The sequence below is a fragment of the Ensifer sp. EB106-03-01-XG145 genome (assembly GCF_058792075.1).
On the sequence record NZ_JBYTEC010000019.1, the window covers coordinates 53860 to 79281 of the forward strand.

26 protein-coding genes and 1 pseudogene are annotated in these 25422 nt (G+C 59.8%); 14 read left to right on the plus strand and 13 right to left on the minus strand.

Annotated features, from left to right (window positions below; genetic code table 11):
• Nucleotides 1–48: 48 nt before the first annotated feature.
• The gene (locus AC3WWH_RS28810; protein ID WP_058324290.1) at nucleotides 49–474 is read right to left on the minus strand and encodes a hypothetical protein; all 426 of its coding nucleotides are present in this window, start codon (nucleotides 472–474) and stop codon (nucleotides 49–51) included.
• A gap of 658 nt (nucleotides 475–1132) precedes the next feature.
• Here AC3WWH_RS28810 and AC3WWH_RS28815 point away from each other — a divergent pair.
• From AC3WWH_RS28815 to AC3WWH_RS28830, 4 genes are all read left to right on the plus strand, one after another.
• The gene (locus tag AC3WWH_RS28815; protein ID WP_058324265.1) at nucleotides 1133–2947 is read left to right on the plus strand and encodes a hypothetical protein; all 1815 of its coding nucleotides are present in this window, start codon (nucleotides 1133–1135) and stop codon (nucleotides 2945–2947) included.
• Nucleotides 2948–3094: 147 nt separating this feature from the next.
• A complete protein-coding gene (locus tag AC3WWH_RS28820; protein ID WP_058324266.1) occupies nucleotides 3095–3886 on the plus strand; it encodes a DUF2092 domain-containing protein in 792 nt (263 codons plus the stop codon).
• A complete protein-coding gene (locus AC3WWH_RS28825; protein WP_058324267.1) occupies nucleotides 3883–4095 on the plus strand; it encodes a hypothetical protein in 213 nt (70 codons plus the stop codon). Before AC3WWH_RS28820 ends, AC3WWH_RS28825 begins: the two co-directional genes overlap by 4 nt.
• A gap of 90 nt (nucleotides 4096–4185) precedes the next feature.
• Nucleotides 4186–5451 (plus strand): alpha/beta hydrolase, encoded by a 1266-nt coding sequence (locus AC3WWH_RS28830; RefSeq protein ID WP_063891531.1) that lies wholly within the window; start codon nucleotides 4186–4188, stop codon nucleotides 5449–5451.
• A gap of 203 nt (nucleotides 5452–5654) precedes the next feature.
• Here AC3WWH_RS28830 and AC3WWH_RS28835 read toward each other — a convergent pair whose 3' ends face one another.
• The 7 genes from AC3WWH_RS28835 to AC3WWH_RS28865 all read right to left on the minus strand — a co-directional run bounded on the left by AC3WWH_RS28835 (nucleotide 5655) and on the right by AC3WWH_RS28865 (nucleotide 11880).
• Entirely contained in the window at nucleotides 5655–5930 is a 276-nt protein-coding gene (locus tag AC3WWH_RS28835) for an ACT domain-containing protein (protein ID WP_058324269.1), read from the minus strand.
• Nucleotides 5927–6736 (minus strand): methylenetetrahydrofolate reductase, encoded by an 810-nt coding sequence (locus AC3WWH_RS28840; protein ID WP_245299249.1) that lies wholly within the window; start codon nucleotides 6734–6736, stop codon nucleotides 5927–5929. The genes AC3WWH_RS28835 and AC3WWH_RS28840 overlap by 4 nt, the downstream gene beginning before the upstream one ends.
• Complete coding sequence (locus tag AC3WWH_RS28845; protein ID WP_245299250.1) at nucleotides 6733–7143, minus strand: glycine cleavage T C-terminal barrel domain-containing protein; 411 nt, start codon at nucleotides 7141–7143, stop codon at nucleotides 6733–6735. Before AC3WWH_RS28845 ends, AC3WWH_RS28840 begins: the two co-directional genes overlap by 4 nt.
• Nucleotides 7144–7184: 41 nt before the next feature.
• Complete coding sequence (locus AC3WWH_RS28850) at nucleotides 7185–8156, minus strand: ABC transporter permease (RefSeq protein WP_113398989.1); 972 nt, start codon at nucleotides 8154–8156, stop codon at nucleotides 7185–7187.
• Between the two features lie 11 nt (nucleotides 8157–8167).
• Nucleotides 8168–9148 (minus strand): ABC transporter permease, encoded by a 981-nt coding sequence (locus AC3WWH_RS28855; protein WP_058324271.1) that lies wholly within the window; start codon nucleotides 9146–9148, stop codon nucleotides 8168–8170.
• Nucleotides 9145–10686, minus strand: a complete 1542-nt coding sequence (locus AC3WWH_RS28860; RefSeq protein ID WP_058324272.1) for a sugar ABC transporter ATP-binding protein — start codon at nucleotides 10684–10686, stop codon at nucleotides 9145–9147. Before AC3WWH_RS28860 ends, AC3WWH_RS28855 begins: the two co-directional genes overlap by 4 nt.
• 69 nt (nucleotides 10687–10755) lie before the next feature.
• On the minus strand, nucleotides 10756–11880 hold the full coding sequence (locus tag AC3WWH_RS28865; protein WP_058324291.1) for a sugar ABC transporter substrate-binding protein: 1125 nt from the start codon (nucleotides 11878–11880) through the stop codon (nucleotides 10756–10758).
• Nucleotides 11881–12226: 346 nt separating this feature from the next.
• Here AC3WWH_RS28865 and AC3WWH_RS28870 point away from each other — a divergent pair, with 346 nt between their 5' ends.
• From AC3WWH_RS28870 to AC3WWH_RS28885, 4 genes are all read left to right on the plus strand, one after another.
• On the plus strand, nucleotides 12227–13138 hold the full coding sequence (locus AC3WWH_RS28870) for an SMP-30/gluconolactonase/LRE family protein (protein WP_058324273.1): 912 nt from the start codon (nucleotides 12227–12229) through the stop codon (nucleotides 13136–13138).
• A 15-nt stretch (nucleotides 13139–13153) separates the two neighbouring features.
• Nucleotides 13154–13378, plus strand: a complete 225-nt coding sequence (locus AC3WWH_RS28875) for a tautomerase family protein (protein WP_058324274.1) — start codon at nucleotides 13154–13156, stop codon at nucleotides 13376–13378.
• Nucleotides 13375–14430, plus strand: a complete 1056-nt coding sequence (gene gntR, locus AC3WWH_RS28880) for an HTH-type transcriptional regulator GntR (RefSeq protein WP_058324275.1) — start codon at nucleotides 13375–13377, stop codon at nucleotides 14428–14430. The genes AC3WWH_RS28875 and gntR overlap by 4 nt, the downstream gene beginning before the upstream one ends.
• A 597-nt stretch (nucleotides 14431–15027) precedes the next feature.
• The gene (locus AC3WWH_RS28885; RefSeq protein WP_058324276.1) at nucleotides 15028–15273 is read left to right on the plus strand and encodes a hypothetical protein; all 246 of its coding nucleotides are present in this window, start codon (nucleotides 15028–15030) and stop codon (nucleotides 15271–15273) included.
• Nucleotides 15274–15755: 482 nt separating this feature from the next.
• Here AC3WWH_RS28885 and AC3WWH_RS28890 read toward each other — a convergent pair whose 3' ends face one another.
• A complete protein-coding gene (locus tag AC3WWH_RS28890; RefSeq protein WP_197417426.1) occupies nucleotides 15756–15914 on the minus strand; it encodes a hypothetical protein in 159 nt (52 codons plus the stop codon).
• A gap of 208 nt (nucleotides 15915–16122) precedes the next feature.
• Here AC3WWH_RS28890 and AC3WWH_RS28895 point away from each other — a divergent pair, with 208 nt between their 5' ends.
• Nucleotides 16123–17457 (plus strand): TadE/TadG family type IV pilus assembly protein, encoded by a 1335-nt coding sequence (locus tag AC3WWH_RS28895; protein ID WP_058324279.1) that lies wholly within the window; start codon nucleotides 16123–16125, stop codon nucleotides 17455–17457.
• Between the two features lie 312 nt (nucleotides 17458–17769).
• On the opposite strand, the gene AC3WWH_RS28900 is transcribed toward AC3WWH_RS28895, so the two are convergent.
• Both AC3WWH_RS28900 and AC3WWH_RS28905 read right to left on the minus strand, forming a co-directional pair.
• Nucleotides 17770–19416, minus strand: a complete 1647-nt coding sequence (locus AC3WWH_RS28900; protein ID WP_492377348.1) for a caspase family protein — start codon at nucleotides 19414–19416, stop codon at nucleotides 17770–17772.
• Between the two features lie 780 nt (nucleotides 19417–20196).
• Nucleotides 20197–20547, minus strand: a pseudogene (locus tag AC3WWH_RS28905) (PAS domain-containing protein); the annotation flags it as partial.
• Nucleotides 20548–20799: 252 nt separating this feature from the next.
• Here AC3WWH_RS28905 and AC3WWH_RS28910 point away from each other — a divergent pair.
• Genes AC3WWH_RS28910 through AC3WWH_RS28920 form a run of 3 tightly spaced genes read left to right on the plus strand, consistent with a single transcriptional unit; the run spans nucleotide 20800 to nucleotide 21750 of the window.
• A complete protein-coding gene (locus tag AC3WWH_RS28910; RefSeq protein WP_280938349.1) occupies nucleotides 20800–21264 on the plus strand; it encodes an RrF2 family transcriptional regulator in 465 nt (154 codons plus the stop codon).
• A gap of 16 nt (nucleotides 21265–21280) precedes the next feature.
• Entirely contained in the window at nucleotides 21281–21454 is a 174-nt protein-coding gene (locus AC3WWH_RS28915; protein ID WP_156433207.1) for a hypothetical protein, read from the plus strand.
• Entirely contained in the window at nucleotides 21451–21750 is a 300-nt protein-coding gene (locus AC3WWH_RS28920) for a DUF6522 family protein (protein ID WP_245299251.1), read from the plus strand. Before AC3WWH_RS28915 ends, AC3WWH_RS28920 begins: the two co-directional genes overlap by 4 nt.
• Before the next feature lie 159 nt (nucleotides 21751–21909).
• Here the strand turns inward: AC3WWH_RS28920 and AC3WWH_RS28925 are convergent, their stop codons facing one another.
• Complete coding sequence (locus tag AC3WWH_RS28925) at nucleotides 21910–22059, minus strand: hypothetical protein (RefSeq protein ID WP_197417427.1); 150 nt, start codon at nucleotides 22057–22059, stop codon at nucleotides 21910–21912.
• 849 nt (nucleotides 22060–22908) lie between these two features.
• Nucleotides 22909–23148, minus strand: a complete 240-nt coding sequence (locus AC3WWH_RS28930; protein ID WP_058324294.1) for a tautomerase family protein — start codon at nucleotides 23146–23148, stop codon at nucleotides 22909–22911.
• A gap of 446 nt (nucleotides 23149–23594) precedes the next feature.
• Here AC3WWH_RS28930 and AC3WWH_RS28935 point away from each other — a divergent pair, with 446 nt between their 5' ends.
• Both AC3WWH_RS28935 and AC3WWH_RS28940 read left to right on the plus strand, forming a co-directional pair.
• On the plus strand, nucleotides 23595–24197 hold the full coding sequence (locus AC3WWH_RS28935; RefSeq protein ID WP_058324282.1) for an ANTAR domain-containing response regulator: 603 nt from the start codon (nucleotides 23595–23597) through the stop codon (nucleotides 24195–24197).
• A complete protein-coding gene (locus tag AC3WWH_RS28940; protein WP_058324283.1) occupies nucleotides 24194–25411 on the plus strand; it encodes a CmpA/NrtA family ABC transporter substrate-binding protein in 1218 nt (405 codons plus the stop codon). Before AC3WWH_RS28935 ends, AC3WWH_RS28940 begins: the two co-directional genes overlap by 4 nt.
• The last annotated feature ends 11 nt before the right edge of the window (nucleotides 25412–25422 follow it).

Consider the following 25422-nt stretch of genomic DNA (forward strand, 5'->3'; position numbering starts at 1 on the left):
TTAAATTGCATTCGCTTCATTGGCTTGCCTTTCGTTCTCAAGAAGGTCTCAACGCCACCCTGCGTCGATGATGGCTCGGCCGCATTGTCCTTCGTTCACACGCGTCGCCTTGTTCAGACAGGAAAGAACATTGCCCTCGCCCTTGACGCTTTTGCAGTACTGGGCGATGTCGTGTTTGCAAATCGTCGCAAAGGACGACTGCGCCGCCTGGCGTTGACGTATCGAGGTGATCACGTTCGCCAGTGTCACGGTACACGCCGGCGAGACTTTGCCCTCGTTCTGCTCGAGACAGGTCTGGATGCGGCCGGCGCCCAGGTTGAGCCCCTTGCAATATTTCCTGATATCCGACTCGCAATCGTTGGCGAGCAAGCTCACAGCATCGGCATAGCTGATGGTTTCTGCCCGACCGACGGTGGCGAGGGAAAGAACAGTGAGAACTATCGTTCCTGCGAAAACTGCACGTCTGTTCGTCATGGCAAGTCCGATCGAAAACAACGTTAAACTCGACTGCCCGGCCGATAACCGAGGCGTTAGCCATCGTTGACATGCCCAATGCGATAGCCAAAAGGGAAGTAGCTTACAGTATACAACGCCCCTGCTACGGTTGCGTCGGCATCTTCGCAGGCGCGGAGACTGCACGATGGCAAGCGCCGCGGACATCCCGTTTCGGGGGCTGTTGACCCTCCTTGTCCCCGGTGGAACGTTCGTCGCAGCGGGAGTGCGAGTTTCCATCGCCGCGAAGGTCACGACCGAGCATTCGTCCTCATCGCATGCCTAGGCATCGTTACGATTCCGTGAGCCGCAACCGAGCGGCAGCAGAGACCCTGAGATGTTTTCTTACCGGCTGGTGCAGCACCGGCACGGCCGCGCGCGCCCGTCACTCACCGTGGCAACCGCGAAACTCCTCAAATTTTTCCTGCGAATCCGCCGGAGGGATTGGCCCATCCTCTTCCGCCCGGAGATGCTTCGAAACCGACGCTTACCACCGGTGTGGCGAACTCTAGGAGCCACAAAAATCGAGGTAGTGGTCCGATATGATTTCTGGACGAGCAGACCTTGACAGCGTAGGTTACATAAAGAGACGGTAACTAAATCAGCGATTGTCGCAGCTGAGTGGGTTGGGGGGCGATTGATGGACACCTTGGTGGCACACGGATCGGAGGACAATGGCGAATCGTCAGGATCTGTGCCAAGTCCAGCAGATATTCGTGACCAACTTGCGCGCATCATTTCGAGTGCTGAGTTTCCAAAAGGAGGCCGCGGCCCGGCCTTTCTCAGTTTCGTCGTCGAGGAGGCCCTTGCCGGGCGAGCGCTGCGCCTAAAGGGCTACACCATCGCGGTCGAGGTATTCAAGCGGAGCGAAGACTTCACTCAGGATGACCCGGTCGTCCGAATCGAGGCCGGGCGGCTGAGACGTGCGCTCGAGCGCTATTATCTCGTGGCCGGACAGGACGATCCCGTCAGGATAGATATTCCTAAAGGACGCTACGCGCCTTCGTTCGCCTGGAATGGTCCAATTTCTACGGCCCCAGTCTCTGCCTCTGTTGAGGAAGGGGGCAAACAGCTCGGTCAATCTTGGGCGCGTCGTGGGTGGCTGATGCTTGGCCTTGTTGGCGTCGTCGGTCTTGCCGCGCTGACATATTGGGGGAGCGAGCGTATAATTGAGGCCGCGAAACGGGGCGGAACCGCAAAGTCGCCTGGCGAGCCGACACTCGTCATCGCACCTTTTGCCAATCTCGGCGACGGCCCGCAGGCTCATCTGTACGCAGCCGGGCTGACAGAGGAACTGCTCACCGCCCTGCCACGGTTCAAGGAGATCATGGTCTTCGGCCGCGAAACGTCGAAGTCTCTCTCCCCACAGGTTGAGGCTTCCGAAATTCGTGGTGGGCTCGGTGCTAGCTATCTGCTTGCAGGCGGCGTCAGGGTGTCTGGTCCTAAGGTCCGAGTGACGGCGCGTCTATTGGACACATCCGACGGAGCAATCCTCTGGTCGCAGACCTACGACGATGACCTAACAAGCCGGGAACTTTTCGCCATCCAATCCGACGTGGCGAGCAGGGTTGCGGTCGCTGTAGCCCAGCCTTACGGCGTCATCGCGCAGGCTGCCACAGTAAACCCTCCCCCAGACGACCTCGGGGTCTACGACTGCACACTGCGCTTCTACGCATACCGTTCGGAACTGAGCCCGGAGACCCATCTAAACGCCCGAGACTGTCTTGAAAGCGTCGTGGCACGTTACCCAAGTTATGCGACCGCATGGGCAATGTCGTCCATCGTGTATCTCGATGAGGATCGATTCCGCTTTAACCTCAGGATTGGTCAACCGACGCCGCTTGAGAGGGCGTTGCGCTCGGCCCGACGGGCGACTGAACTGGAACCAGGAAATACCCGGGCGCTTCAATCCCTAATGATCGCACTGTTCTTCAACCAACAACTCACCGAGGCGCTTCAGGTTGGCGAAGAGGCCCTGGCAATAAACCCGAACGACACGGAGCTATTGGGTGAGTTCGGAACACGGCTCGCAATCTGTGGCCAGTGGCAGCGTGGCGCGGATCTCCTTGACCGAGCTATTACGCTTAATCCCGGTGGCGCAAACTACTATCACGGAGCACGAGCGCTCGCGGCATATATGCTGAACGATCCTGATAAAGCGGTGAGCCTCATCCGCAAGACGAATCTACAAAAGTTCCCGATGTTTCACCTGGTCGCAGCCGCAATCTTCGCCGACGCTGGATTGTTGGATGAGGCGAGGCGCGAGGGAGAGATCTTCATGAAGATGCGCCCGGATTACATCCCGAACATCATCGAAGAACACAGGAAGCGCAACATTGAGCCGAGGGACAACCTCCGGATGATCGCGTCGCTTCGAAAGGCGGGACTTCCCGTGCCGAGCGCCGAGGAAGTTGAAGCGAAGGTATTGGCCACCGCCGCATTCAAAATCCCCTGAGGCTTCCGCGGCGGACAGATTCTACAGTCTGCCCGCACAGAGCCTACCAGACGTTACGGGTGTTCGTTCTCCGCGGTGTCTACAGTTTGTCGATATCAGACGCCAGCCGGCGACTGACGCTTGCCAAGCACCAAGAGGCATAGCCCGATGATCCGCTGGAATACGAATACTGCCCTTTCAACCGCCGCGTTCTGTTTACTATTGGGGCTGATGCCGCAAGCAGAAACGCTGGCGGCAGAAGTTGAGGCCAAAAGCCTCCTGAAGGCGATGTCAGACTATCTCGCTTCACAAAAGGCGATATCCTTCGCCTACGATTCAAACCTGGAAGTCGTCACCAAGGACCATCAGAAATTGCTGCTCGCGAGTTCCGGCAAGATCGAGTTGGGGCGACCGGACAAGCTGCGCGCCACGCGGTTTGGCGGCTTCGCCAATGTTGAATTGGTTTTCGACGGCAAGACCGTGACGCTGGTCGGAAAGGATAAGAACCTTTACACCCAGGTGGATCTCCCCGGCACGGTCGAGCATCTGGTCGATGCAATGCGCGACAAGCTCGGCAAGCCGGTGCCCGGTGCGGACCTGCTCCTGCCTGACGCCTATGACAAGCTGATGGAGGGCGTAACCGACGTAAAGGACCTCGGCAGTGGGGTGATCGGGGGTGTCGAATGCGACCACCTCGCTTTCCGGGCGGAAGACGTCGACTGGCAGATTTGGATCGCGCAGGGAGAAAACCCCCATCCCTGCCGCTACGTGATTACCGCCAGCCGGGTCGACCAAGGTCCGCAATACAGCATCCAAATTTCGGACTGGAAGACGGGCGTCGATGTCGTGGCGGAAGACTATAGCTTCGTCAACAAGAGCGACGCCAGGAAGGTCGACCTGACGGATCTTGCCGACATAGACGAACTACCCGATCACCTGGCCACGGGAGACTACAAATGACCGCGCACGGGAGACTGAAGACCGTTCTGTTTATTGCCGCGCTTTTGCTCCCCGCGATTGATGCCGCTGAGCAGGCAGCGATCCTTAGGCCCTACGGTTTTCCGAAGCCCGCCGAGGCGCGTGTCGGTCGGCCGCTGACACCAGTCAGCGTCGCGGGCGTCGCTCGGCGAACCGTGCGGCGCTGCGCCGTTGGCGTCTATTACTGCTAGGGCCCGAAATTTCAGGGGAAAGTTGGAAGCGTTTTGATCAACACAAACACCAGCGCTGAGCGTGTCGCATTATCAAGCTGTCTGCGCCGGATGATCCTTTGCCTTACGCTCATCTCCGTTTCCGGATGCGGCGGCCATCCGAAGGGTGTGCTGACGCCCGTCGCCGAGACGTCCGCCGATGCAAGCCGCGTCGAAATGCTGATCACAACCACGCGTGACCGCTCGGAAGTACCCGGAGAAATGTTCACGGGCGAGCGCGCGCCTGCGCCAGCGTTTGCGGACATCACCGTATCTATCCCTCCTATCCGAAAGGTTGGCGATGTCGCGTGGCCAAAGAAGCTGCCTCCCAATCCGGCCACCGACTTCGCAACTCTGAAAGCGGACGAATTGACAAAGACTGAAGCTAAGGCCTGGCTGAACGCTTCGGTCAGGAAGAGCCCCGACCAAAGCGTGCTCGTGTTCATCCACGGGTTCAACAATCGCTTCGAAGACTCCGTCTACCGCTTTGCCCAGATCGTCCATGATTCCGGCGTCAAGAGTGCGCCCGTTCTTGTGACCTGGCCATCGCGGGGCAGCCTCTTGGCTTACGGCTATGACCGTGAAAGCACCAACTATACCCGCAACGCGCTGGAATCACTGCTCCAATATCTGGCTGCGGACGAAGAGGTGAAGGATGTCTCGATCCTTGCTCATTCGATGGGGAACTGGCTCACGTTGGAAGCGCTTCGCCAAATGGCAATCCGTAACGGACGCCTGCCGGCAAAGTTCAAAAACGTGATGCTCGCGGCCCCCGACGTCGACGTCGATGTGTTCCGCTCGCAGATCGAGGACATGGGCAATCAGCACCCGCGGTTTACCCTCTTCGTGTCGCAGGACGACCGGGCCCTGGCTTTCTCGCGCAGGGTCTGGGGTGACATTCCCCGACTGGGCTCGATCGATCCGGAGCAAGCCCCTTACAAGCAGGAGTTGGCGGACCACGATATCACCGTCATTGATCTGACCAAGGTAAAGGCCGGAGACAGCATGCACCATGGCAAGTTCGCAGAATCGCCGCAAGTGGTCCAATTAATCGGCGCCCGGATTTCCGAGGGCCAGACGTTGACCGACAGCAAGATGGGCCTCGGGGATCACCTCATCGCTGGAACGACGGGGGTTGCGGCGGCGGCGGGCAGCGCTGCGGGCCTGATCCTCACCGCACCGGTTGCTGTTGTCGATCAAGCCTCTCGCGAAAACTACGCTCACCACCTCAGTGGGTTAGCGGGCCGGTCGAGCTCTGAGCAGGAGATCGCGGTTAAGGACTGCACGTCAAAACAACGGCTGGAATCTAAATCAACGTGTGGCGCGCGACAGAAGTGAGGGACAACCAATGAAAAGATGCGCCGGGGCTTCGGTGTCCCTCAATGGAGAAGCCCCTGCCGCTCAGACGTAGAGTCCAAGCGGCGCGTAGCCTTTCGCGAAGCCCTACGCCGGCGCGTCGATTGGGCGGCCAACGATCATACGCCTTACGGCTTCTATCCTTTCCCTTGCCACTGATGGATTTCTTGAAAGAACGGAGCATTTTATGAAGTTACCTTTCGACAGTCGATCAGCCGCCCCTGCATCTCAAACTGTCCAAGGACTGGCGCCAAACCGCGTTCGATCCGATCAGCCGACGTCTCGCCCGATGGTGTGAACGCGATCCGCATGAAGAAGCAGTTGGTGGCGCGGTCCCAATACTGATTGCTTTCAACGATGTTGGTGTCGAGGACGTGAAGCTGCGAGGTTACTGCAGCCACGATCCCTGCCCGGTCATCACAAGTCAGAGTGAGAACGAAGGGCTGCGCAAGGTTGGTCAACGCACGCCCGCCCGCAACTGCCTGGCCTCCCGATAATCCCCGAGCCAGGTAAGCGTCTTCTCCCAGCCACCAAAGGGAAAGAAATGAAGGTGCAGTGGCGTTACCGGATCAGGGTAGGCCGACGAAACCGCATCGATCACATCGGCCGGATTGCGGTCCGCGACGATGTTGAGAAGACCGCTCGCCGAACGCCTGAGAGCGGCTATCGACGGCCCCACGCCGCACATCGCGGCAAAGCGGATCAGTTTCGTCAAACTGGTGACGCCGGCCAGCCCAACGTGAACGGGAACCTCGGGAAAATCGTCGTGCAATCGCTTTGCCCAGGCGCCTATCATCGCTCCGTCGAATGCGAACTGCGAAACAACGCGAGGCTCGAGTGACCGAGGTGCACAAATCTCAAGCTTGCGCTTAAGCGCATCCTTGAGCCGAGCCTCGGGAATGTTTGGATGTCCTTCCGGATAACCGGCGACAAAGGCGGTTCGTATCGAACTATTCGACAGCACCGGATGGGCGAGCAGTTCGGCAGATTCGCCGAGCAGCCCGGGGAAAAGCGCCGGGTTGCCGCCAAGGAACAGGACCTCGTCGATCCCATTGCGGCTATGGGCCTCAACGAGATTGACGTAGTCCCTTTCCGTCTTGAAATTCACATAGCCCAACTCAGTAATGCGCGCCGCTGCCTCGACCTGAAGTGCTTCCGGCTTGCCGGCAAGATGCGTCAGAAACACCCTGGAGCCCAAGGGAAGCGTATCGGCTTGCGGCGCGAAATTGCGAACTTGCTCCGGCGCGAGTTCGATCGATATGGTCATATCGGCGCCGTCGCCCGGATGAACCGTGTATCAGTGCATGCTTCAGCTGGATTGGTCATCGCCTCACCCGGATTTTCAAGCAGGCAGATCCGTTGGCCGCAGCGAGGGCGGCGACCATGGTCTGCGGAGCATCGATGGAGGGAGCCCGACCGCTTCAGCAGCCGGGCAACAGGGTACTCAGTTGCTTGCGGCGCGTCGCAAGGAGTGGAACGGCAGAGCCACGACCCGGGCAGCAACGTTGTGCCGTCATCCTCACAACGCAGTGTCACCTGCGTCCCGACCTCCCCGAAAGCCTGCTTCAGATGACCGAAGCCGATTAGCTTGCGAAGCGTGGGCGACCACGCGACGCTGCTCGCGTGACCGATTTCGGTTGAGCCATCGAAGACAGGTACTGGGTACCATCGCACACGCCGCAGGTTTCCGGAATGCGGCGACCGGCCCCGCAGGCTTAACGGCTCGCTGGTGCACGCCCATAAAGCAAGAGCATGAGGATGATCACCACTCCGTAGATGATCTGGCGTCCGGCCTCCGGCATCTGCGTGACGGAGAGGATCGATTGCAGCAGCGTGATTAGGATGACGCCGGCGACGGTGCCGAGATAGGATCCCCTGCCGCCGAGGATCGAGGTTCCGCCAAGCACGACAGCCGCTATAGCAGGAAGAAGGTAGGCGTCGCCCATGGATTGCGCGGCCTTGGAGGCATAACCAGCAAGAAGAACCCCGCCGAAGGCCGAGAGGCCGCCCGAGGCGGCAAAGGCGGTCATAACGATGCGGCGGGTATTGATGCCGGAAAGATAGGCCGCGCGCTCGCGATTGCCGATACCGTAGACCGCCCGCCCGAAGCCCGTCCGGCGCAGAAGGAAGACCATCGCCGCGCCGATCAGCGCCCAGATGAAGACGACATTCGGGATGCCCGAGATCAAGGCGCCGGTGGCGAGATAGCGCATGGCTGCGGTTGCGGAATCCTGTGGCGAGAAGCCGCCTGTGTAGACCACCATGATCCCTTGCGCGACGGCATTCGTCGCAAGCGTCACGATCATCGAGGGGATGCGCAGGTATGCCACTCCAACGCCGTTGACGAGACCGATGGCGATGCCGCACAGGATGCCGAAGGGAATGGCAAGCGTAGTGCCGAGGGGGCCGTATGCCGCAGCCGCACAGGCCATCATCGCGCCCGTTGCCACGGTCCATGGCACGGAAAGATCGATCTGCCCGAGCAGGATGACGAGCATCATGCCCGTGGCGATGATGCCGAGGAACGATGCCACCTTCAATTGCTGCAGCAGATACTCCGGTGACAAGAAGCTGCGCGAATAGAAGCTGCCAAGGACAAGCAGCAGTACGATGCAGCCAAATGCGGTGAGCACCGCCGGATCGAGACTGCGCATGAAACCCTGCTTCCGCTCCGTTTCCCGCGTCATTGCCGTCTCGCTCACAGGAACCACTCCAATCGATTGCGCACACGAAAGAGGGCGAGCGCGCCGAGGCTGACGGCCGCCAGCAGGATCAGCCCCTGAAACAGCGGTTGCCAGAGCGGATCGAGATCGAAAACGAACAGAAGGTCGCCGATCGTCCGGAACGCCAGCGCGCCGAAGACGGCGCCGATGGCGCTGCCCTTGCCGCCGAACAGCGACACGCCACCCAACACCACGGCGGCGATCGAAAACAGCGTGTAGGCATTGCCGCTCGCAAAGGCAGCGTCGCCGGTATAGGTAAAAAAGGTGAGGAACAGCCCGCCGAGGGCGGCCACCAGGCCCGAAAGCGTATAGGCCAGCAGCTTGCCGCGGCGGATCGGCATGCCGGACATGTAGGCCGCAGTTTCGGAAGAGCCGGCGGCATAGGCCGCGCGGCCATAGACCGATCGGCTGAACGGCACCCATATCAGCACGACCACTGCCGCAAGCGCCACAAGGCTCGCAGGCACGACACCGAAAATACGTCCCGTCAGGGCATCCGCGAGGTGCTCGTTGACCGCCCCTCCGGGAAAGGGCCGCAGCAACAGCGCGATCCCGAAATAGACCGCCCCCGTCGCGATCGTCGCCACGATCGGCTGCAGACGCCCGTATATCACGATGGCGCCGTTGGTCGCCCCGCACAACGCCCCCACGGCCAGGACGAAGAGGACGCCGAAGGTCGTCTCGAGCGGCGAGCCCACGACCAGCCACGAGGCCAGGCAGTTGGTGAGCAGGAAGATCATGCCGACGGAGAGGTCGATGCCTGCGGTGATCACGACCATGGTTTGCGCCATCGCGACGAAGGCGAGTAGCACCCCCTTGTTGGCCGCCGTCTGGATGACATTGGCCGTGAAACCAGCCGGATGGTTCGCGGTGTAGATGATGAACATGACCACGAAGATCGCCAGCGCCGTCAACGTGCCCCGGTGCTCCGCCAGTCGGTATTCCCAGTCCTTCATTGCGCCGGCTCCCGCTGGGTTGGTTCTGCAGACGGAATGTTGAGTGCGCTCGCGATCAGGGCGCGCTCCGTTATCTCTGCTCCTGCCAGTTCCCGTTTCACCGTTCCGTCATAAAGCACGAGGACCCGGTCGCAGCAGCCGATGAGCTCGGCATAGTCGGTCGAATAGAACAGGATGGCCGCGCCCTCGTCCGCAAGGCGCCGCAGCAAGAGGTAGATCTCCTGCTTGGTTCCCACATCGATGCCGCGCGTGGGATCGTTCAGCAGAATGATGCGCGGCTGCCGCATCAGCCATTTCGCGATGACGACCTTCTGCTGGTTGCCGCCCGAAAGGGCACCGACGGGAGCGTCAATATTACCTGCCTTGATGGCGAGTAGCGTCATCATCTGATTGATGGCGCTCTCCTCTTTCGCCCTGTCGATGATCCCGCCACGCGTCAGCCGATCGAGCGACGCAAGCGAGAGATTGTCGCGCACCGTCATCGGCAGCATCAGCCCCTCGGTCTTGCGGTCCTCGGGGATGAGCGCCATGCCGATGCCGTGCTGGCGCGCCTGTGCCGGGCTGGCGATGCGGACCGGGCTGCCATCGACGAGCACCGTGCCGCGCAGCCCGCGCAAAACACCGAACAGCGCGAGAAGCAGATCGCGCTGCCCCTGCCCGTCCAGACCGCCGAGACCGACAATTTCGCCCGCATGTAGCGAAAACGAGATGTCGTGAAGACGGTCTGCCCAGGAAAGGTCTCGCGTCTCGAGCACGGGCGCGGTTTGCGCAGGTCGATCCGGCTTTGGAGGATAGACGCTGTGATACTCACGGCCGATCATCATCTCGATGACCTCCGCGTCGCTCTTTGTGCCGGCGGCATAGCTCGCAACCTTGCTGCCATTGCGGAACACCGTGCAATCGTCCGCAAGCTCCGCAATCTCGTTCATGCGATGCGAAATGTAGACGAGCGCCAGCCCTTCCGCCCGCAATCGCTTCAGCACCGCAAAGACTTTCGACACGTCGGCGGCCGTCAGCGCCGATGTCGCTTCGTCGAGGATGAGGATGCGCGGCTTGCGGGCCAGCGCCTTGGCGATCTCGACGATCTGCTGTCGCGACAGCGGCAGATCCTTGACCAGCGCCAGAGGGTGGATGTCGCCGGCACCGGCGCGGGCCAACGCCTCCTCTGCCAGGCGCCGCTGGGCCTTGCGGTCGATCATGCCGAATCGCGTCGACGGATTGGAAATAACGATGTTGTCAGCGACGTTGAGATCCGGGATCAGCGACAACTCCTGAAAAACGCAAGCGATGCCGGCGGCATTGGCCGCAGCCGGCGAGGCGAATTCCACCGGCTGCCCGTCAAGCGTCATCTGCCCTTCGTCCGCAGCCACGACGCCGGCCATGATCTTGATGAGTGTCGACTTTCCGGCGCCGTTCTCGCCGAGAACGGCGTGGATGGCCCCAGCCCTGACCGACAGTCCGGCATTTTCAAGCGCGCGAACCCCACCATAGCGCTTCGATATCCCCTCCATGCGAAAGAGCGGGCCGCCATTTTCCATTGCTCTCTCCGGGAAACCGTTACGGACGACGGGCACTGCACGGCTGTGCAACGCCCGTTCCTGATCGACCTACTGGTTTTCCTTGCTCTGCTTCATGATTTCCTGGGCGGAGAAATTGATCCCGCAGGTAGGGAAGGAATTACCGACGAAGAAATTGTCGGATTCGGACTGGAAGTAGTCCTGGCCCTCCTTGAAATTCGGATCCTCGACAATGGCCAACGGCAACTTGACCGACTGCGGCACCACCTGTCCCTCGAGCGCGGCGATCGCCGTCTTGATGGCAACGGCCACCTGTGCGGGTCCGGTTCCGGCCGACGAGCATTTCAGGCCGTCTGCGGCATGTGCTGCACAGAACTTGCGAAACCCGTTTTCGGTTTCGCCGCCAAACGGCACGAACGGATGTTTGGCGTCGATCATCGCCTGGACAATGCCGGTATCGCCGCCCTGGCCGGTAATGCCGTCGAAGGGACCGCTGGTGGCGATCGCATCCGCCGTCACCTTCTGGGCCACCCCGTCATCCCATTTGCCCACGACCTCGATGACCTCGAAGTTCTTGCCCGACGCCAGGAGTCTCTCATGGATGCCGTTGTGCCGATCGGTGTCGACCGAAGTGCCGGCCACACCGCGCACCTCGAGTACCTTGCCGCCGTTCGGCAGATGTTTGACGAGCCATTCGCCCCACAACTGGCCGAGCCCCTTCTGGTCGACGTTGACGTTGATCGCGTCCTGGGTGTCGAGGATATTGTCGAAGGCAACCAGCACCACGCCGGCTTCCTTCGCCCGCTTGATGACGGGTGCAAATGCTGTCGGGTTCTGGGCGTTGACGACGATCGCGTCATAGCCGGAATCGATGAAGTTGTTGATCGCCGAGATTTGGGCGGGCACATCCTCACCCGTCGAAACGACCTTGAACTCCTTCAGCTTCGCCGCGACGTCGGGCTGGGCGGCATAGGCCTTTGCCGTCTGCACCATCTGGATACGCCAGGTGTTGGCGATGTAGCCGTTCGCAAGCGCGATGCGGTACGGGCCTTCCTTTTTCGGAAACTTGAAGAATTTTGTGTCCGCCGACCATGGCGCGAAACATTCCGGCTCCGCCGCAGGTCCCGAAACGACTTCCGGCTCTGCATAGGCGGCAGAGCCCAACATGAAAAAGGCAGTGGCGGCAACGATGCCGCCAGCGAGTGACTTCACCATCGACATTTCCTCCCATTGGCGCGCCATTGATTTTGCTCTCCGGTTCGAGGCGAACTTCCTCGAACGCCACGAACTTCTCTGGCACCGGCACGCTGGATGCCAGCTTCCACCATTGACGAGGCGCTGTGGTCTCCTCCCGAAAACACCAATATCACCTAATTAGGTAGCGCTACCACAGTAGATTGTAAAGTAACATTTGCGGATTACGGAGAACGGAATTGCCCGCTCTTTCAAGCGAAATACGGGGTTGCCCCACATCAATCAAGAAGGCTATTCTCTTCCTTTATGATAGCGCTATCATGTGGCCTGCATAGGAAGATGCGATGTTGCCGCATGAGAGGGACCCATGGCCGAGGATTTCGAGATTGTGGACCAGCGCTTTGCCCGCCTGATCAACCGCAGCGCCCGGGTGGAGCAGCTCTATACGGGCTGCCGCTGGGCAGAGGGGCCGGCCTATTTCGCGGCCGGACGCTATGTCGTCTGGTCGGATATCCCCAATGATCGGATGTTGCGCTATGACGAAACCGACGGGCATGTGAGCGTCTACCGCCAGCCGTCGAACTTTTCCAACGGCAACACCACCGACCGGCAGGGCCGGCTGGTCACCTGCGAGCACGGCAGCCGCCGCGTGAGCCGCACGGAACATGATGGGAGCATCGTGACCATCGCCGATCGCTGGAACGGCAAGCGGCTCAACTCGCCGAACGACGTCGTCGTGCGCTCGGACGGGTCGATCTGGTTCACCGATCCCGCCTACGGCATCGAGTCCGACTACGAGGGTCACAAGGCCGAAAGCGAAATCGGCGCCTGCCACGTCTATCGTGTTGACCCGGCGACGGGCGATGTCGCCGCGGTCATTACCGACATGATGCGGCCGAATGGCCTCGCCTTTTCCCTTGACGAAAAACGGCTCTACGTCGTCGACACCGGCCGGACGCACGGGCCGGATTACCCTGCGCATATGCGCGTCTTCGACGTCGGCGATGCAGGAACGGTGTCGGGCGGGCGCGTTTTTGCCGATTGCACTGCCGGCCTCTTTGACGGTTTTCGCCTGGATGACGAGGGCCGTGTCTGGACGAGCGCGCGCGACGGTATCCACTGCTACCACCCGGACGGCACCTTGCTCGGCAAGGTGAGGGTACCGGAGAATACCGCCAACTGTGTGTTCGGCGGGCCCAAACGAAACATCCTCTACATCTGCGCGACCAGCTCGCTTTATGCGGTTCGGCTGATGGTCAACGGCGCAAAACTTTATTGAGTGAGGAGGCCAGCAATGCCGTTTGTGCGCATCACCATCGGGCGCGAGACCCTCGCCGATGACCCCTCAGGCAAGAAGGCTACGATGAGCAGCAAGGTGGCGGCCGCGATTGCCGAGGCAACCGGACTTCCTGAGCGCGAGATCTCCATCGTCTTCGATGAGGTTGACGCAAGGAACTGGTATGTCGGCCGCACAGATGTCGAGACCTTGCGCTCGCGCAGCCAGCAGGAGGCGACGTGACCGACGACACCGTTTCCAGGGGTCAAAGCCGTAGGGGAAGCCGGCGCAGCAGCGGTCGGCCGACCATTGCAGACGTCGCAAAACTGGCCGGCGTCGCCGCGATCACCGTCTCGCGCGCGCTGCGCGATCCGACCCTTGTTTCAGCCGAACTGCGCGCAGAGATCGATACGGCGGTAATCCAGCTCGGCTATGCGCCCGACCCCAATGCGCGCGCACTCGCGTCCTCGCGCGCAGACGTGATCGGCGTTCTCGTACCATCGCTGACGAACATCGTCTTTGCCGACACGCTGCGAGGAATCTACGACGGGCTCGGCGACGGCCCGCTGCAGATACAAATGGGCAATACCCACTATTCGCCGCGGGAAGAAGAACGGCTCATCCGCATGTTCTTGAGCCAGCGGCCGTCGGCGCTGATCGTCGCCGGCATCGACCAGACTGAAACCACCCGCAAATTCCTCGAGAGTGCGGATTGCCCGATCGTGCAGATCATGGAGTATGGTGAAGATCCGGTCGACATGCTGGTCGGCTTTTCCCATTTCGAGGGCGGCAAGACGGCGACCAATCATCTGATCGAGGCGGGATACCGCCGGATAGGCTTTATTGGCGCCCGCATGGACCCCCGCTCGCAGCGCCGCCTGGCGGGCTATCGCTCGGCGCTTGAGGCAGCACAGCTCTTCGAACCCAAGCTGGTGACCACCACGCTGACGCCGTCTCGCGTATCGCTCGGCGGGCAGCTGCTCGCCGATGCGCTGGCGAAGGTGGCCGATCTCGATGCGGTTTTCTGCAACAACGACGACCTTGCCATGGGCGTGCTTTTCGAATGCCAGCGAGCCGGCATCGCAGTGCCGCAGCGCATGGCGATCTGCGGTTTCAACGATCTCGACATGATGCACGTCGCCTATCCGTCGCTCACCAGCGTACGTACACCGCGCTATGAAATCGGCCGGCGCTCTGTGCAGATGGTGCTGGACCGACTTGCCGGCCGGCCAATTGAATTGCCGATCGTCGACTTAGGCTTCGAGCTTCGGGTTCGCGAAAGTACGACGCGATGAAACGACACATCTTCAAGGATCGGCCGCAGCGCACAATCCAGATGATACATTATGCGATCCTGGACGCACAAACCGGAAACAAACTCGGCACATGAACCCGATGACGTTGCGCAGCTTGTTTCTTGACAGCGCTGGCGCGGCAAGCGGCCGTTCAAGGTCACGTGGCTTCGTCAGTATTCCTTCCAGATTTACTCGACTTTATGTTGTGGCGGCCGTCACCGTAACTGCCGGCATGGTTGCGCCTTCGTTCTGGTCTCTGACTATCTTTGTTCCCCCTAATTTTAGGGGCTCCTCATTGACCGACGTTGAAAAGCAACCAGTGTCCCATCGGACTGCGAGGTCAACGGCTCGACACAGCCGACTCCCACGGTGACGGGCAGCAGATGTCCGTCCTTGTCGATTTCGCGGGGGCACGTCTCCGGCCTCCGTTCACCCACCGATGTCGCGCGTTATGGCGGATGAACGGCGGACATCGATGACCTGCGACGACAGCAAACTCTTGTTTAGCCACATCCGACCAGCCGTCCACCAGGCTTAAATCACAAATCTCTCATGTACCGCGGATATGAGTGTTGAACGTCAGCACATGGAGTACCGATGCGAGAGACAAAGCTTCGCGAGACCGAAACCATCTCCGAAACGATCAGGGAACTGGCAGCCCCCGCTATGAAGCCGAAGGCCCTGATTGAAGCCGTCAAAGCCAGGCACCCAAATGCTTCGAAAAAAGACATTGCTCGAGCCGCGTTTCTCACCATCATTCTGTCTGCAGAGTATGCCTCGGAGGATGCCCAAGCGCTCCACGATCTCGCGAGCGAGACCTCGGATGGAGAAAGCGCTAGATGAACGGGCCGAACCGGATGAGAGGATGGTAGGCCGCCATTAGTCAGATTCGCGATATTGCATATTATGCAGCCCGCCCGCTCACCACACCCTCGATATCGCAAGCAAGAGAGCAACTTCCCCGCCCGGTGACTTGACTTGCGTGATCGGCAACATCCACCTTGCCCGAAGGACGCGAGTTCAGGCGATGGTGAAATATCCCTGTTGGACGGCTGTTGTCGCATCCATGCTGGCGCCGCGTTCGTCACCGATGAAACCGCGAACCGCTTTAAGGTCCCGGGCATTCAGATGGAGTTCATACCTGGTCTCCGGGGCTTTCTTCCGGTGCTGGCAGGAACGAGATATTCTCACTGTCGCCGAGTAGAGCCCCGGAGGTATATTCAGTCCGTCGATGTGAACGTCACTCTTCGCTATGAGACCTATGATCCGTCCTCGCCTCGACATTATTTTAGACTCCTGGCGGTTTAGAACGGAGCAATGCTGGCTTATTCTACGGCGCACCAGTCGCGGATGTGCGAAATTGTGAACCGCATCTGAAGCCCGCGGTATTCTACGACCAACTTGTCCGCTTCCCGACGCATGAACTTGGCCACGTAGTTGCGAACCGCACCCGCTTCGTCGACCACTTCAAACACGTATGTCATCGCCTGACCCCTAAAGATTGAGGGGGTTATATTCCGGTCTGCTTGAGTGAGACTTACGCCGATGGATTTCGCGGCCCATTTGCGTGGACAAGCGACCAATGCTTTTCGCGGAGTGATTGAACCGGCACTACATCTGTTCGCCTTTAACGACTTCTTAGCTCTGACAATATTATCTATACCTAATGTAGAGATGAAGGGATCGGGGAAGATGCTGAGCAATCTGAAGACCGGGTTTGTTCGCTTCCTGAAGGACGAAAACGGCAATTTCGCCGTCATGACAGCTCTGGCGCTTATACCGCTGCTTACCGGCGCTTCCATCGCCATCAATCTCGCCCGGATCAATCTCGAGGCCGCCAAGATGCAGGACGGACTCGATGCGGCCGCCATTTCCGCGCTGAAGGTCTATGGCGACGACGGTGATGAAGCCACGGCGAAGGACCTGGCGAACAAGACCTTCTTCGCCAATTTTGGCACGCCTGAAATCGTCGACGAGCTCGGTTCGGAGAGTTCGGCGCCTGTGGCCTCCAACGCAGTCAACCTTGCGTTCGGCTCCCTCGGTGTAGAGACGACGGCGACAGCGACCTATCAGCACAAATACCCGCCGCTTTTCTTCGGTCTTCGACCCTATACGATTGATCGCGTCAGCGTCGCCGCCCGCATGCCGGGGCGCGAAGCCTGCATGCTGGCACTGAGTTCGACCGCAACCCGAGCTTTCGAGGTTAGCGGCAGCGCCACGGTCGATACGTCCGGCTGTACCATCACCTCGAATTCGACCGACCCGCAGTCGATTTATCTCAACGGTTCGGCCACGCTCAAGACCGAGTGTCTTTATACGGCCGGCAAGGTCTCGGCGACGCTTGCCCATCTCACGCTTGCCTGTCCCAAGGCGGTGGAAGAGGTAGCCCCGATCCGAGACCCGTTCCTGTCGAAGAAAATGCCGACGACAGGGAGCTGGGTGAGCCTCGCGGGATGCGGCCAGAACTTCGTCGGCGGCGGTAGCGGCAATGGTGACTGCAACGGTACGAGCAGGACGCCGAACAACCCGCCCGCCGGCTATACCGTCGAACTGAAGCCCGGTACCTATGGTGGCCTGGAAATCAAGGGCAAGGTTCTTCTACGGCCGGGTTCCTACATCATCGATGGCAACCCGCTCAAGTTCGCCAGCCAGTCGGTGATCACCGCTGAGGGCGTCACTTTCTTCCTGCTGAACGGTGCCCAGCTCGACATTCACGGCGGCTCGACATTCAAGGTCACGCCATCGCTGATGGGGGACTGGGCAGGTTTCTCGATCGTTGCCGCCAGGAACAATACGGCGACGGCGACGATCAACGGCAACAGCGCCTCGTCGCTTGCGGGCATCATCTACATGCCGGCATCGAAAGAGATCCAGTATGCCGGCAGTGGCTCCACCAGCGGCGAATGCGTGCGCATCGTCGCACAGGAGATCACCATGATCGGCAACAGCAGCTTCAAGCTGGATTGCAAGGCGACGCTTGCCAACAACACCATCAACAATCCGGGTGCAATCCGTCTGCTCAGATAACAAGAACCTGATAGATGGGCGGTACGGGAGACACTATTCGAAATTTGTGTCGCGCCTGGTCCCGACTTTCGTGGTGCCGGAAGTTAGCAAAGACTGTGCCGTTTCTCGGCCGCACCTTCTTACTGGAATGCGCTCCTGCGTAACAGCACGCACGCTCGGGGGCGGGTTGGAAAGACGTGGCTGCCCCCGTCCCTCGGACATCTTGTAGTGCGGGTGCCGGCGGCAAAGTTGACGACAACAACGGTCGGCATTGTCTTACCGGGTCGACGGATGCCCGTCATGGAAGCCCCAGGGTCAGTCAAAAGGTTCAGCTCACATCCTGCTCATGGTGATAGTTCCTGAGCAGCCGCTGCCCGCCCCAGTTCCCTTAAACCTGCCCTTCCCTTTGTCCCCCTTTATCATCCCGGTGAGAATGTTGCCGCCTTTCCTGCCCTTATGAACGAATGTGTGGCTAATACTGACAGATCCGTTGCTGGCGATTTTTCCCGAGAAACCAGAAGCGGACGACACTGCGCCGTTTCTTACGAGAACGGACGTCGAGAGTTCGCGCCAATCGCCGCAGTCCGTCGTTGCATGCCTTGTTATCTTCCACATGCCATCGAACACACTTAAGCCCGCTGCCACGCAACGGTTGTCGCGGACCTCCATTCCGCTGCCACAGACAAGCGGGCAGACACGACCACCCGCCGCTTTCAGACCGTTCAAAAGCTCCTCGGTCGGTGTGAGCGATGCAAGCTTGAGCCCGCTCCGTTCTGCATAGGCTAGCAGTGCCTTCTGACTGCCGTTACCCCATTTGCCGTCGACCTGCTCCAGGCATCCGACACGGACCAGTTCCCGTTGGGTGGCCAGCCTGAGTTCGCCAGCATCCATTTGGCCGGTCGCAGCACCTGCTTCCGGTGAGCCTGATGTGGTTTGCTCGATTGTCGCAAGTTCAGGTGGTATGCCCGTGACTTGAGGTAGGGCGGCACGGTTGCGGTCAGTCTGTCCCAATCCGGCTGTCTGCCCTTCCGTTTCGCGCGCTTCGATCGCCGCGATCTTCAACTTCGCAAGCGTGACGAAGGCGCCGCTTGGGTATTGCTGAAGGTACGCTTCGAAAAAGTTCTTTTGGGTCGCATCCTTGATGGAATTCCAATACGCGAGCTCCACGCTTCTGTCCGTGTCCGATGTGACCGCCGGGCTTGTTGCCACCTCGGGAACTTTCGACGGATTGAGAACAACCGGGCCTGTCAGCGAGGAGCTGTCCCAGGGAATCTGCTTGCCCTCGGTGACCTGCAACACGGCGCGACGCACCGCAATCAGGTCATCCGTGATGCTCTGCCCGGGAGTGCCGAGGTGTTCCAGCAAAGCCGTCGTGAACGGGGAGTTCCGCCCAACGCCGTCAAGGGCAACATTTCCAGGCTGTGTAGCGAACGCAATCAGGGACCCCACCCCAGTGTCGAGTTTCGCCAAACCTCTCCCGACCACCATAGATCGCGTTCCGAGAGACCGGGCCAACGTGGCGGCGAGCGGATTGTCGCGGCAAGCGTCGAGGAACACCAAATTGACCCTGGCATTGCGCTCCATCGCGGAAAGCACGAGCTCGATCGGCAGCGCCTCAAAATCCAGATCATTGTTTGATTTAAGCTGCGCGTCGATCGGGATGATGTAGTTGCCGCCGTTTACCTGAAGCCCGTGGCCGGCATAGAAAAAAAGCGCTACGTCTGCGCCTTCGACCTTGCCCACGAAATCTCGGATCGCCCGCCGCATGCCCGTCAGGTCGAGGTCCCGGCCGGTCACCACCACGAAGCCCAGTCCTGTCAATTTCGACGCCATGTCGCTGGCATCATTCTGCGGGTTTGCGAGTTGTGGCGCGTGTTGATAGGCCGAGTTCCCAATGACCAGCGCGACACGCTTTTCGGCCCACGCGTGAGAGCTCAGAAAAAGGAGCAAGAGCACGACAGCGGCACGAATGTAATGCATGAAAGCCAGCCCCACCAACTATGCTTCCGGGCCGAACCGAGCGTTTGACAGGCACACAACGGAACAGTCGCTGTCACTTCATCGAAGCAGCCCCAAGGACCGTGACGGAAAGATCAAGAATGATCCTGCCCGTGCATGCAGTCAATCGGGGTCGAAGAGCATCTGAAGCATTGGGGACGACAGTATTGCTGGCGCTTAAGTGAGCCAATTCTTGTCGGACTGGTGGGGCCCGCAGCTCAATGGTTAGAGCCATCTGCTCATAACCGACTGGTTGCAGATTCGAGTCCTGTCGAGCCCACCATACCACCTCATTTATGTTCTATGGCTCTCCTTCGATGCGGTTTTCAGGGCTGCCATTGTCGCAATGCCGGATGGACAGCGTCAACGGTTCAATTCCGGAAAGCCGGTTCAAGAAAGCTCGGATATTTATCGTCGACCAAGCAGTCTACTGAGACGCGCACGACCGCTGGCTGGGCAGTCAATCCAGGCGCCAGCCCGCTCACTTCGAGCAGCAGCTTCTGGCTTTTCCCCAACGGTCGGCCGCATTGGTGTCATGGCTTCGCCGCCCGACCGGCTCGCTCTTACTTTTGAGGCCCGGCGATCAACAATCGCCGAATTTCACCGTGACGAATGCCCCCCGAAGCCCAAAAGCTCGCCGAGCGCCGAACGCTTGCCCACGAGATCGGCGAGCGTGTATTTGTCGAAAACCGCCATGATGCGCTCGGCCGATTTTTTTTGCCCGCTCTAGGATCAGCCTCAAGCCAGCGCCGCATGCGTCGGGACCTCCCCGCCGATGTCCGGGCAGATGACGTTCCATTGGACGATTGTGGCTGTTTCGTCGCGCATCGCAGCAGCTCGCGTCTCGACCCACCGATACTCGCCATCAAAGCGCCCCAGCCGGTGCTTGCGACCGTACGGCTCCCCGGTGGCAAGGCTATGGGCATATCTTTCCTTGGCCCCCGCCAGGTCGTGCGGGTGGACCCCGGCGTCGAGCGTACCGTCCAGTCGTGACTTTCCTCCGCCGTCCAGTTCTTCGAGATTGTAGCCGAGCAACTCGCGAAGCTGCTGGCTTCGGTAGACGGGTTCGCCATTCGGCGCTGCACAGTCGGTCATCGTCGGCAGTGTCTCGACGGCCAATTGAAGAGCTGACCAATGCGCCAATGGTCGCATCGCCATGACTCATTAAGTTAGAAAGCGGGACCCCGTAGGCAAAGACCAATCGCAAAGAGCGAAATTTGACCGAATAGAAAAGCCGTTGAAGGCCGCCAACATCCCTCCCCTCCTATCAATATTGGTTGCGCAGCGGCTCTTCCTGGCAGATGACTAAATCGCCCTTCCACTCGTCGACCAAACACAGTAAAGTGGCACACAAAATACCACTTTATGGAATTCACTGCGACGATGCGAATGACACTCCACACCGACTATGCCCTGCGCATGCTGATCTTCGCCGCGACGCGACGGAACGGCACATGCACGGTCAATGACGTGGCGCAAGCCTATGGGCTTTCACGCAACCACCTCCTTAAGGTGGCGCAGACTTTGCGCGACCTCGGAATCGTCGAAACGACGCGCGGGCGTGCGGGCGGCATCCGGCTCGCGAAGGCACCCGAGGAGATCGCTGTTGGCGCGCTGGTGCGAGCGACCGAGGAGGAGTTCGCGCTGGCCGAATGCATGCAGGCAGGAGGGCACAGCTGCGTGATTTCGCCAGCCTGTCAGCTCAAGGGCATGCTGCACGAGGCGCTAGGCGCGTTCCTCGCCGTGCTCGACAAGTACACGCTAGCCGACATCGTGCGGAACCGGGCGGCGCTCGGCCCGCTGCTCGGTATCAATGCGAACGCTGCGTGAGACGAAGGGGGACTGGATGGTATCGGGATTGATGATTGCTGCGCTCCACATGCCGCATCCGCCGGAGTTCGCCATGCACCTGCTCGACCGGGCGCCGCGCATCGTCCATTGCGTTCGCCTTGCCATCGCCTTCGACGGCGGCAAGGGTTCCTTGCTCGTTGCGCCGACTGCGCGCGAGACGCTGTCATGATGGAAATCAACACTCAGCCGCTCGTTCTTTCCCGCGATGCAGCAGGCGAATTCCTGTTGCCGGCAGAGATGCTTGCGGCACGCTTCAGCTGGCCGACGCAAACCTTGCGCGACTACATGCGCCGCGGCCTGGTCTCCTCCCGTGTGGAACGCGGGGTAGGAGAGGATGACGGCCGCTGGCGCCTTTCTGTGCGCTGCGGCAATCGGCGCTGGCAGGCAATCGTCGAGGCGGACGGCTCAGTCAGGACACAGCGCGTAGACGTTCTTTCCACAATCCCACACACCGCGCAGCGGTAGAAACAGGCCACCAACAGCGATAGGCCGCAAACGGTCCCGGAGGCAGCCTCTCTACGGTGGCCCGCCAACCAGCCTGGCTCTGCTTCCCCTATCCAGTGGAGCGCATTTAAGGGGCGCCCGCCTCGTAGGTTACGCCCCTCCCACCCCTGAAACGGCTGCCTAGACAAAGATCATCACGGCCGCGTAGCCAATTGCAACCAGCACAAGCCCGACGACGAGCATCGGCATCAGGCTGCTGCCATTGAGATCTCTGCCGCTCACCTGCTCGCCAGAAAAAACCGTAGGCTTGCGTACTTCGTCCGTATCCATGGGCGCTCTCCGTTAATGTAGCATATTAAATACCACATTAACGCGAAGATGCGACGTGACAAAATACCGCTCTGCCACTGGGCGATAATCTTGGTGGCGAACGGCGAGCGGGAGCCATGTCGCGCCAACCAGCACATGTTTTCTAACGGGCGGATGAAACCGGCTTTTTATGCAGGAAACGTCGGCAGCACTGTCACGGATGGTTACTGTTCAGGCTCGCAGTCATCCGGCGCCCCCGGACCATGCGAATGTTCAACGCTATAGTCACCCACGTCCACACCTGGATGTTTGGTTTGTTTACGACCAATCCAACGGGCCAGCCATCTTGAGTGGTGGTGCCTTCCCTGTTCAACCAAAACCGCCGCTCCTGCGCGCCGCTTAGTCCCAGACAAGTTACCAGTCTCGCTGATAGGGTGCGGCGTGATTTCGATTGTCTCCTGGAGCGTGCCGGTCATCCTCGGCGCTGCACCGCAACTGAATTTCGTGGTGCCGTGCGGGGTCATACTCGGGGGCTACGCGCTGTTGTTGGCTCGGGCCTTTTCATCGCCACTTTCATGCTGCGCGACCGGCTCGACACGTGCGCGAGCATCACGCCATGAAACCACCGCAGCAATCGGCGGTAAAAAGACAGGCGAATACAACCCCGACTATGGACCTCCTCGATCGGCTGGTCGTCGTGCTGGGTATCGACATCTCAGAGCGATTTGCGGCTCCAGCTGAATCAGCCTTACGTTCGAGAATCTCGCGACGGCGTGAGCTCAGCGAACGGTGTTTTACGGAGCCCCTCCCGTCAAAGCGCTGAACGGACGTTGGCGGCCCCACACATGAGAGCCCTTGCGCGGTCTACCGTTATGATTGTGATAGAGCGCCGTAACCCGGCCGTTTATAGAGCATACTCTCGTTAGCCACGATTTCGGGATCATAAACTCTTGTATCCCACTCCGCCGGTTCCACTTCGGAGATGGAAACGGAAAGGGAAGCGTCACTTGAACCCAAGATCGCTTTCGCGGCTTCGACTACTTTCGCGGCGAATTCCTGCTTCTGTTCCTCCGTGCGGCCGGGGAACATCTTCACAGCTATGTGCGGCATTTCCATTCCATTTGTTGGTAGCGAGTGCCCTGACAGGGGAGAAAGCGGCCCCCAAATATTACGCGGTTAGCGTCTCGAATCGATATCCCACCTGCTCACCGCGCGATAGCCGTTGTGGCGATGAAAATGCTAAAAGCGGCGAGCCGAAAGCGGCAGGCTTAGGGTCGCCCGCGACTTGAAAGACTGCGCCCCAACAACCCTTTTTTCGGAAGCGTACCCAAACCGGGAAATCAGACCTTCCCTTTCGTGAGATTTGCAGCCAACGTGCATCAGCAACGCCGGTTGGATTGTAAACCTCCGGACGAGAGAGATCGCTTGCTCGATATCCGAGAGGGGTGCTCCAGCGTCGACTCGCGGTAGTCGACCGCTTCGTTTAGCGATGTCGCTTTATTTCTATCAACCGCAGGCCAGAATTTGAATGTCGGTAAATCTGTGTCGTCGCCTTCATGAAACCTAGCAGCCTGAACGTACTGGTCATTGATGAGAATCGCATTCGGGCATCAGTCATTGAAGACGGGTTGCGCGATGCAGGATATGTTCAGGTTACAATCATCGCTGACATGAATGGTCTCGCCAGGAGGATCACCGAGATCGACCCTGATGTCATCGTCATCGATCTCGAGAATCCTAACCGGGACATGTTGGAAAGCATGTTCCAGATATCGCGGGCGGTCAAACGTCCCATCGCAATGTTCGTGGACAAGTCCGATGAAGCATCGATCGAAGCTGCGGTCGACGCTGGCGTGTCAGCATACATCGTCGACGGCCTGAAGCAGGAACGCGTGCGTCCCATTCTTAAAATGGCTATCAGCCGCTTCAATGCGTTTTCGCGACTGAGCCGGGAGCTTGAAGAAGCGCGTGGCGAGTTGGAAAACCGCAAGTTGATCGACCGTGCCAAAGGGTTACTGATGCGCACCCGTGGGCTTTCTGAGAAGGAAGCATACGCGTTGCTTCGACGCACGGCCATGACTCAGAACCGGAAAATCGTCGAGATCGCTCAAAGCCTTATCACCGCGGCTAGCCTGCTCGATCCAGGAGCTGATGTATGAAGAAGTACAGGCACGAAATCACAGCGGGCTTCCTGCCGCTTCTGGACAGTGCTCTCCTGATCGTCGCCAAAGAGAAGGGCTTTGCGAACGTTGAGCAGGTGGACCTCACGCTCGTCCGCGAGCGCTCCTGGGCAACTGTCAGGGACAGGTTGGCGGTCGGACATTTCGAGGTCGCCCACATCCTCGCACCTATGCCGATTGCCTGCAATCTTGGGCTCACTGCGCCTGCCCCGCGAATGATCGTCCCCATGGCACTTGGGCTTGGCGGCAATGCCGTTACCGTATCGGGCGGCCTTTGGTGGCAGATGGTCGACAACGGTGCGACCGCTGACCTCGATGCCCGCTCAAGCGGCGGCGCCTTGCGGCAAGTGATCACGCAAAGGACAGAAGAGAGGCTTCGGTTCGGGGTCGTGCATCCCTACTCCGCGCATAATTACGAATTGCGGTACTGGCTTGCCGCGAGTGGCATCGATCCCGAACGCGAGGTCGAAATTGTAACACTGCCTCCCGCGGATATGGGGAACGCACTGAAAGACGGGACAATTGACGGCTATTGCGCCGGCGAACCCTGGAACACATTTGGCGTTCTCAAACGGGGAGCGCATCTCGCGACCGTCAAGGCAGCGATATGGAAGTCCAGTCCGGAAAAGGTGCTCGGTGTGAACGCACGTTGGGCTGATAGTCATCCCGAAGCGCTCGCCGCTCTGCTGAGAGCGATCTACAATGCGTCCGTATGGTGCGCCGAGCCGGCCAACCATGAGGAACTCGCCCGGTTGCTCTCGGGACACGCCTACATAAACAAGTCCGCGGAATGGCTGCGACCGGCGCTGACGGGCGAGCTCAAAATTGGCCTGCGCTACACGCAGACAGTGAAGGATTTTTTTGTCCCGAACGCAAAAGCGGCGACGTTTCCATGGAAGAGCCACGCACTCTGGTTCTATACGCAGATGGTTCGCTGGGGCCAGGTCGCGCATGCCGATCCTCATCAGCGGGTCGCCGGCAATACCTATAGACCGGATATTTACCGGAGCGCCCTGAAGACCCTGGGTCTCGCGATGCCGGCCGCAAGCTCCAAAGTGGAAGGTGCGTTGCGCATGGAGACGCCGGTCGGCTCCAGCGGCGCCCTGACGCTCGGTCCTGACGGCTTTTTCGACGGCAACCTGTTTGATCCCGATCGCATCGAAGAATATCTCGCTGCCCAAAAGCAGCTGTGAACTCTGCTCAT

Bases quoted from the DNA above. Each gene is read 5' to 3' on its own strand.
- AC3WWH_RS28840 (WP_245299249.1), bottom strand. From the start codon at position 6,736: ATGACCATATCGATCGAACTCGCGCCGGAGCAAGTTCGCAATTTCGCG.
- AC3WWH_RS28885 (WP_058324276.1), top strand. From the start codon at position 15,028: ATGCGAGAGACAAAGCTTCGCGAGACCGAAACCATCTCCGAAACGATC.
- AC3WWH_RS28865 (WP_058324291.1), bottom strand. From the start codon at position 11,880: ATGGTGAAGTCACTCGCTGGCGGCATCGTTGCCGCCACTGCCTTTTTC.
- AC3WWH_RS28910 (WP_280938349.1), top strand. From the start codon at position 20,800: ATGGAATTCACTGCGACGATGCGAATGACACTCCACACCGACTATGCC.
- AC3WWH_RS28920 (WP_245299251.1), top strand. From the start codon at position 21,451: ATGATGGAAATCAACACTCAGCCGCTCGTTCTTTCCCGCGATGCAGCA.
- AC3WWH_RS28855 (WP_058324271.1), bottom strand. From the start codon at position 9,148: ATGAAGGACTGGGAATACCGACTGGCGGAGCACCGGGGCACGTTGACG.
- AC3WWH_RS28825 (WP_058324267.1), top strand. From the start codon at position 3,883: ATGACCGCGCACGGGAGACTGAAGACCGTTCTGTTTATTGCCGCGCTT.
- AC3WWH_RS28890 (WP_197417426.1), bottom strand. From the start codon at position 15,914: ATGACATACGTGTTTGAAGTGGTCGACGAAGCGGGTGCGGTTCGCAAC.
- AC3WWH_RS28900 (WP_492377348.1), bottom strand. From the start codon at position 19,416: ATGCATTACATTCGTGCCGCTGTCGTGCTCTTGCTCCTTTTTCTGAGC.
- AC3WWH_RS28895 (WP_058324279.1), top strand. From the start codon at position 16,123: ATGCTGAGCAATCTGAAGACCGGGTTTGTTCGCTTCCTGAAGGACGAA.
- AC3WWH_RS28820 (WP_058324266.1), top strand. From the start codon at position 3,095: ATGATCCGCTGGAATACGAATACTGCCCTTTCAACCGCCGCGTTCTGT.
- AC3WWH_RS28930 (WP_058324294.1), bottom strand. From the start codon at position 23,148: ATGCCGCACATAGCTGTGAAGATGTTCCCCGGCCGCACGGAGGAACAG.
- AC3WWH_RS28815 (WP_058324265.1), top strand. From the start codon at position 1,133: ATGGACACCTTGGTGGCACACGGATCGGAGGACAATGGCGAATCGTCA.
- AC3WWH_RS28870 (WP_058324273.1), top strand. From the start codon at position 12,227: ATGGCCGAGGATTTCGAGATTGTGGACCAGCGCTTTGCCCGCCTGATC.
- AC3WWH_RS28850 (WP_113398989.1), bottom strand. From the start codon at position 8,156: ATGACGCGGGAAACGGAGCGGAAGCAGGGTTTCATGCGCAGTCTCGAT.
- AC3WWH_RS28940 (WP_058324283.1), top strand. From the start codon at position 24,194: ATGAAGAAGTACAGGCACGAAATCACAGCGGGCTTCCTGCCGCTTCTG.
- AC3WWH_RS28915 (WP_156433207.1), top strand. From the start codon at position 21,281: ATGGTATCGGGATTGATGATTGCTGCGCTCCACATGCCGCATCCGCCG.
- AC3WWH_RS28860 (WP_058324272.1), bottom strand. From the start codon at position 10,686: ATGGAAAATGGCGGCCCGCTCTTTCGCATGGAGGGGATATCGAAGCGC.
- AC3WWH_RS28875 (WP_058324274.1), top strand. From the start codon at position 13,154: ATGCCGTTTGTGCGCATCACCATCGGGCGCGAGACCCTCGCCGATGAC.
- AC3WWH_RS28925 (WP_197417427.1), bottom strand. From the start codon at position 22,059: ATGGATACGGACGAAGTACGCAAGCCTACGGTTTTTTCTGGCGAGCAG.
- AC3WWH_RS28810 (WP_058324290.1), bottom strand. From the start codon at position 474: ATGACGAACAGACGTGCAGTTTTCGCAGGAACGATAGTTCTCACTGTT.
- AC3WWH_RS28830 (WP_063891531.1), top strand. From the start codon at position 4,186: ATGATCCTTTGCCTTACGCTCATCTCCGTTTCCGGATGCGGCGGCCAT.
- AC3WWH_RS28935 (WP_058324282.1), top strand. From the start codon at position 23,595: ATGAAACCTAGCAGCCTGAACGTACTGGTCATTGATGAGAATCGCATT.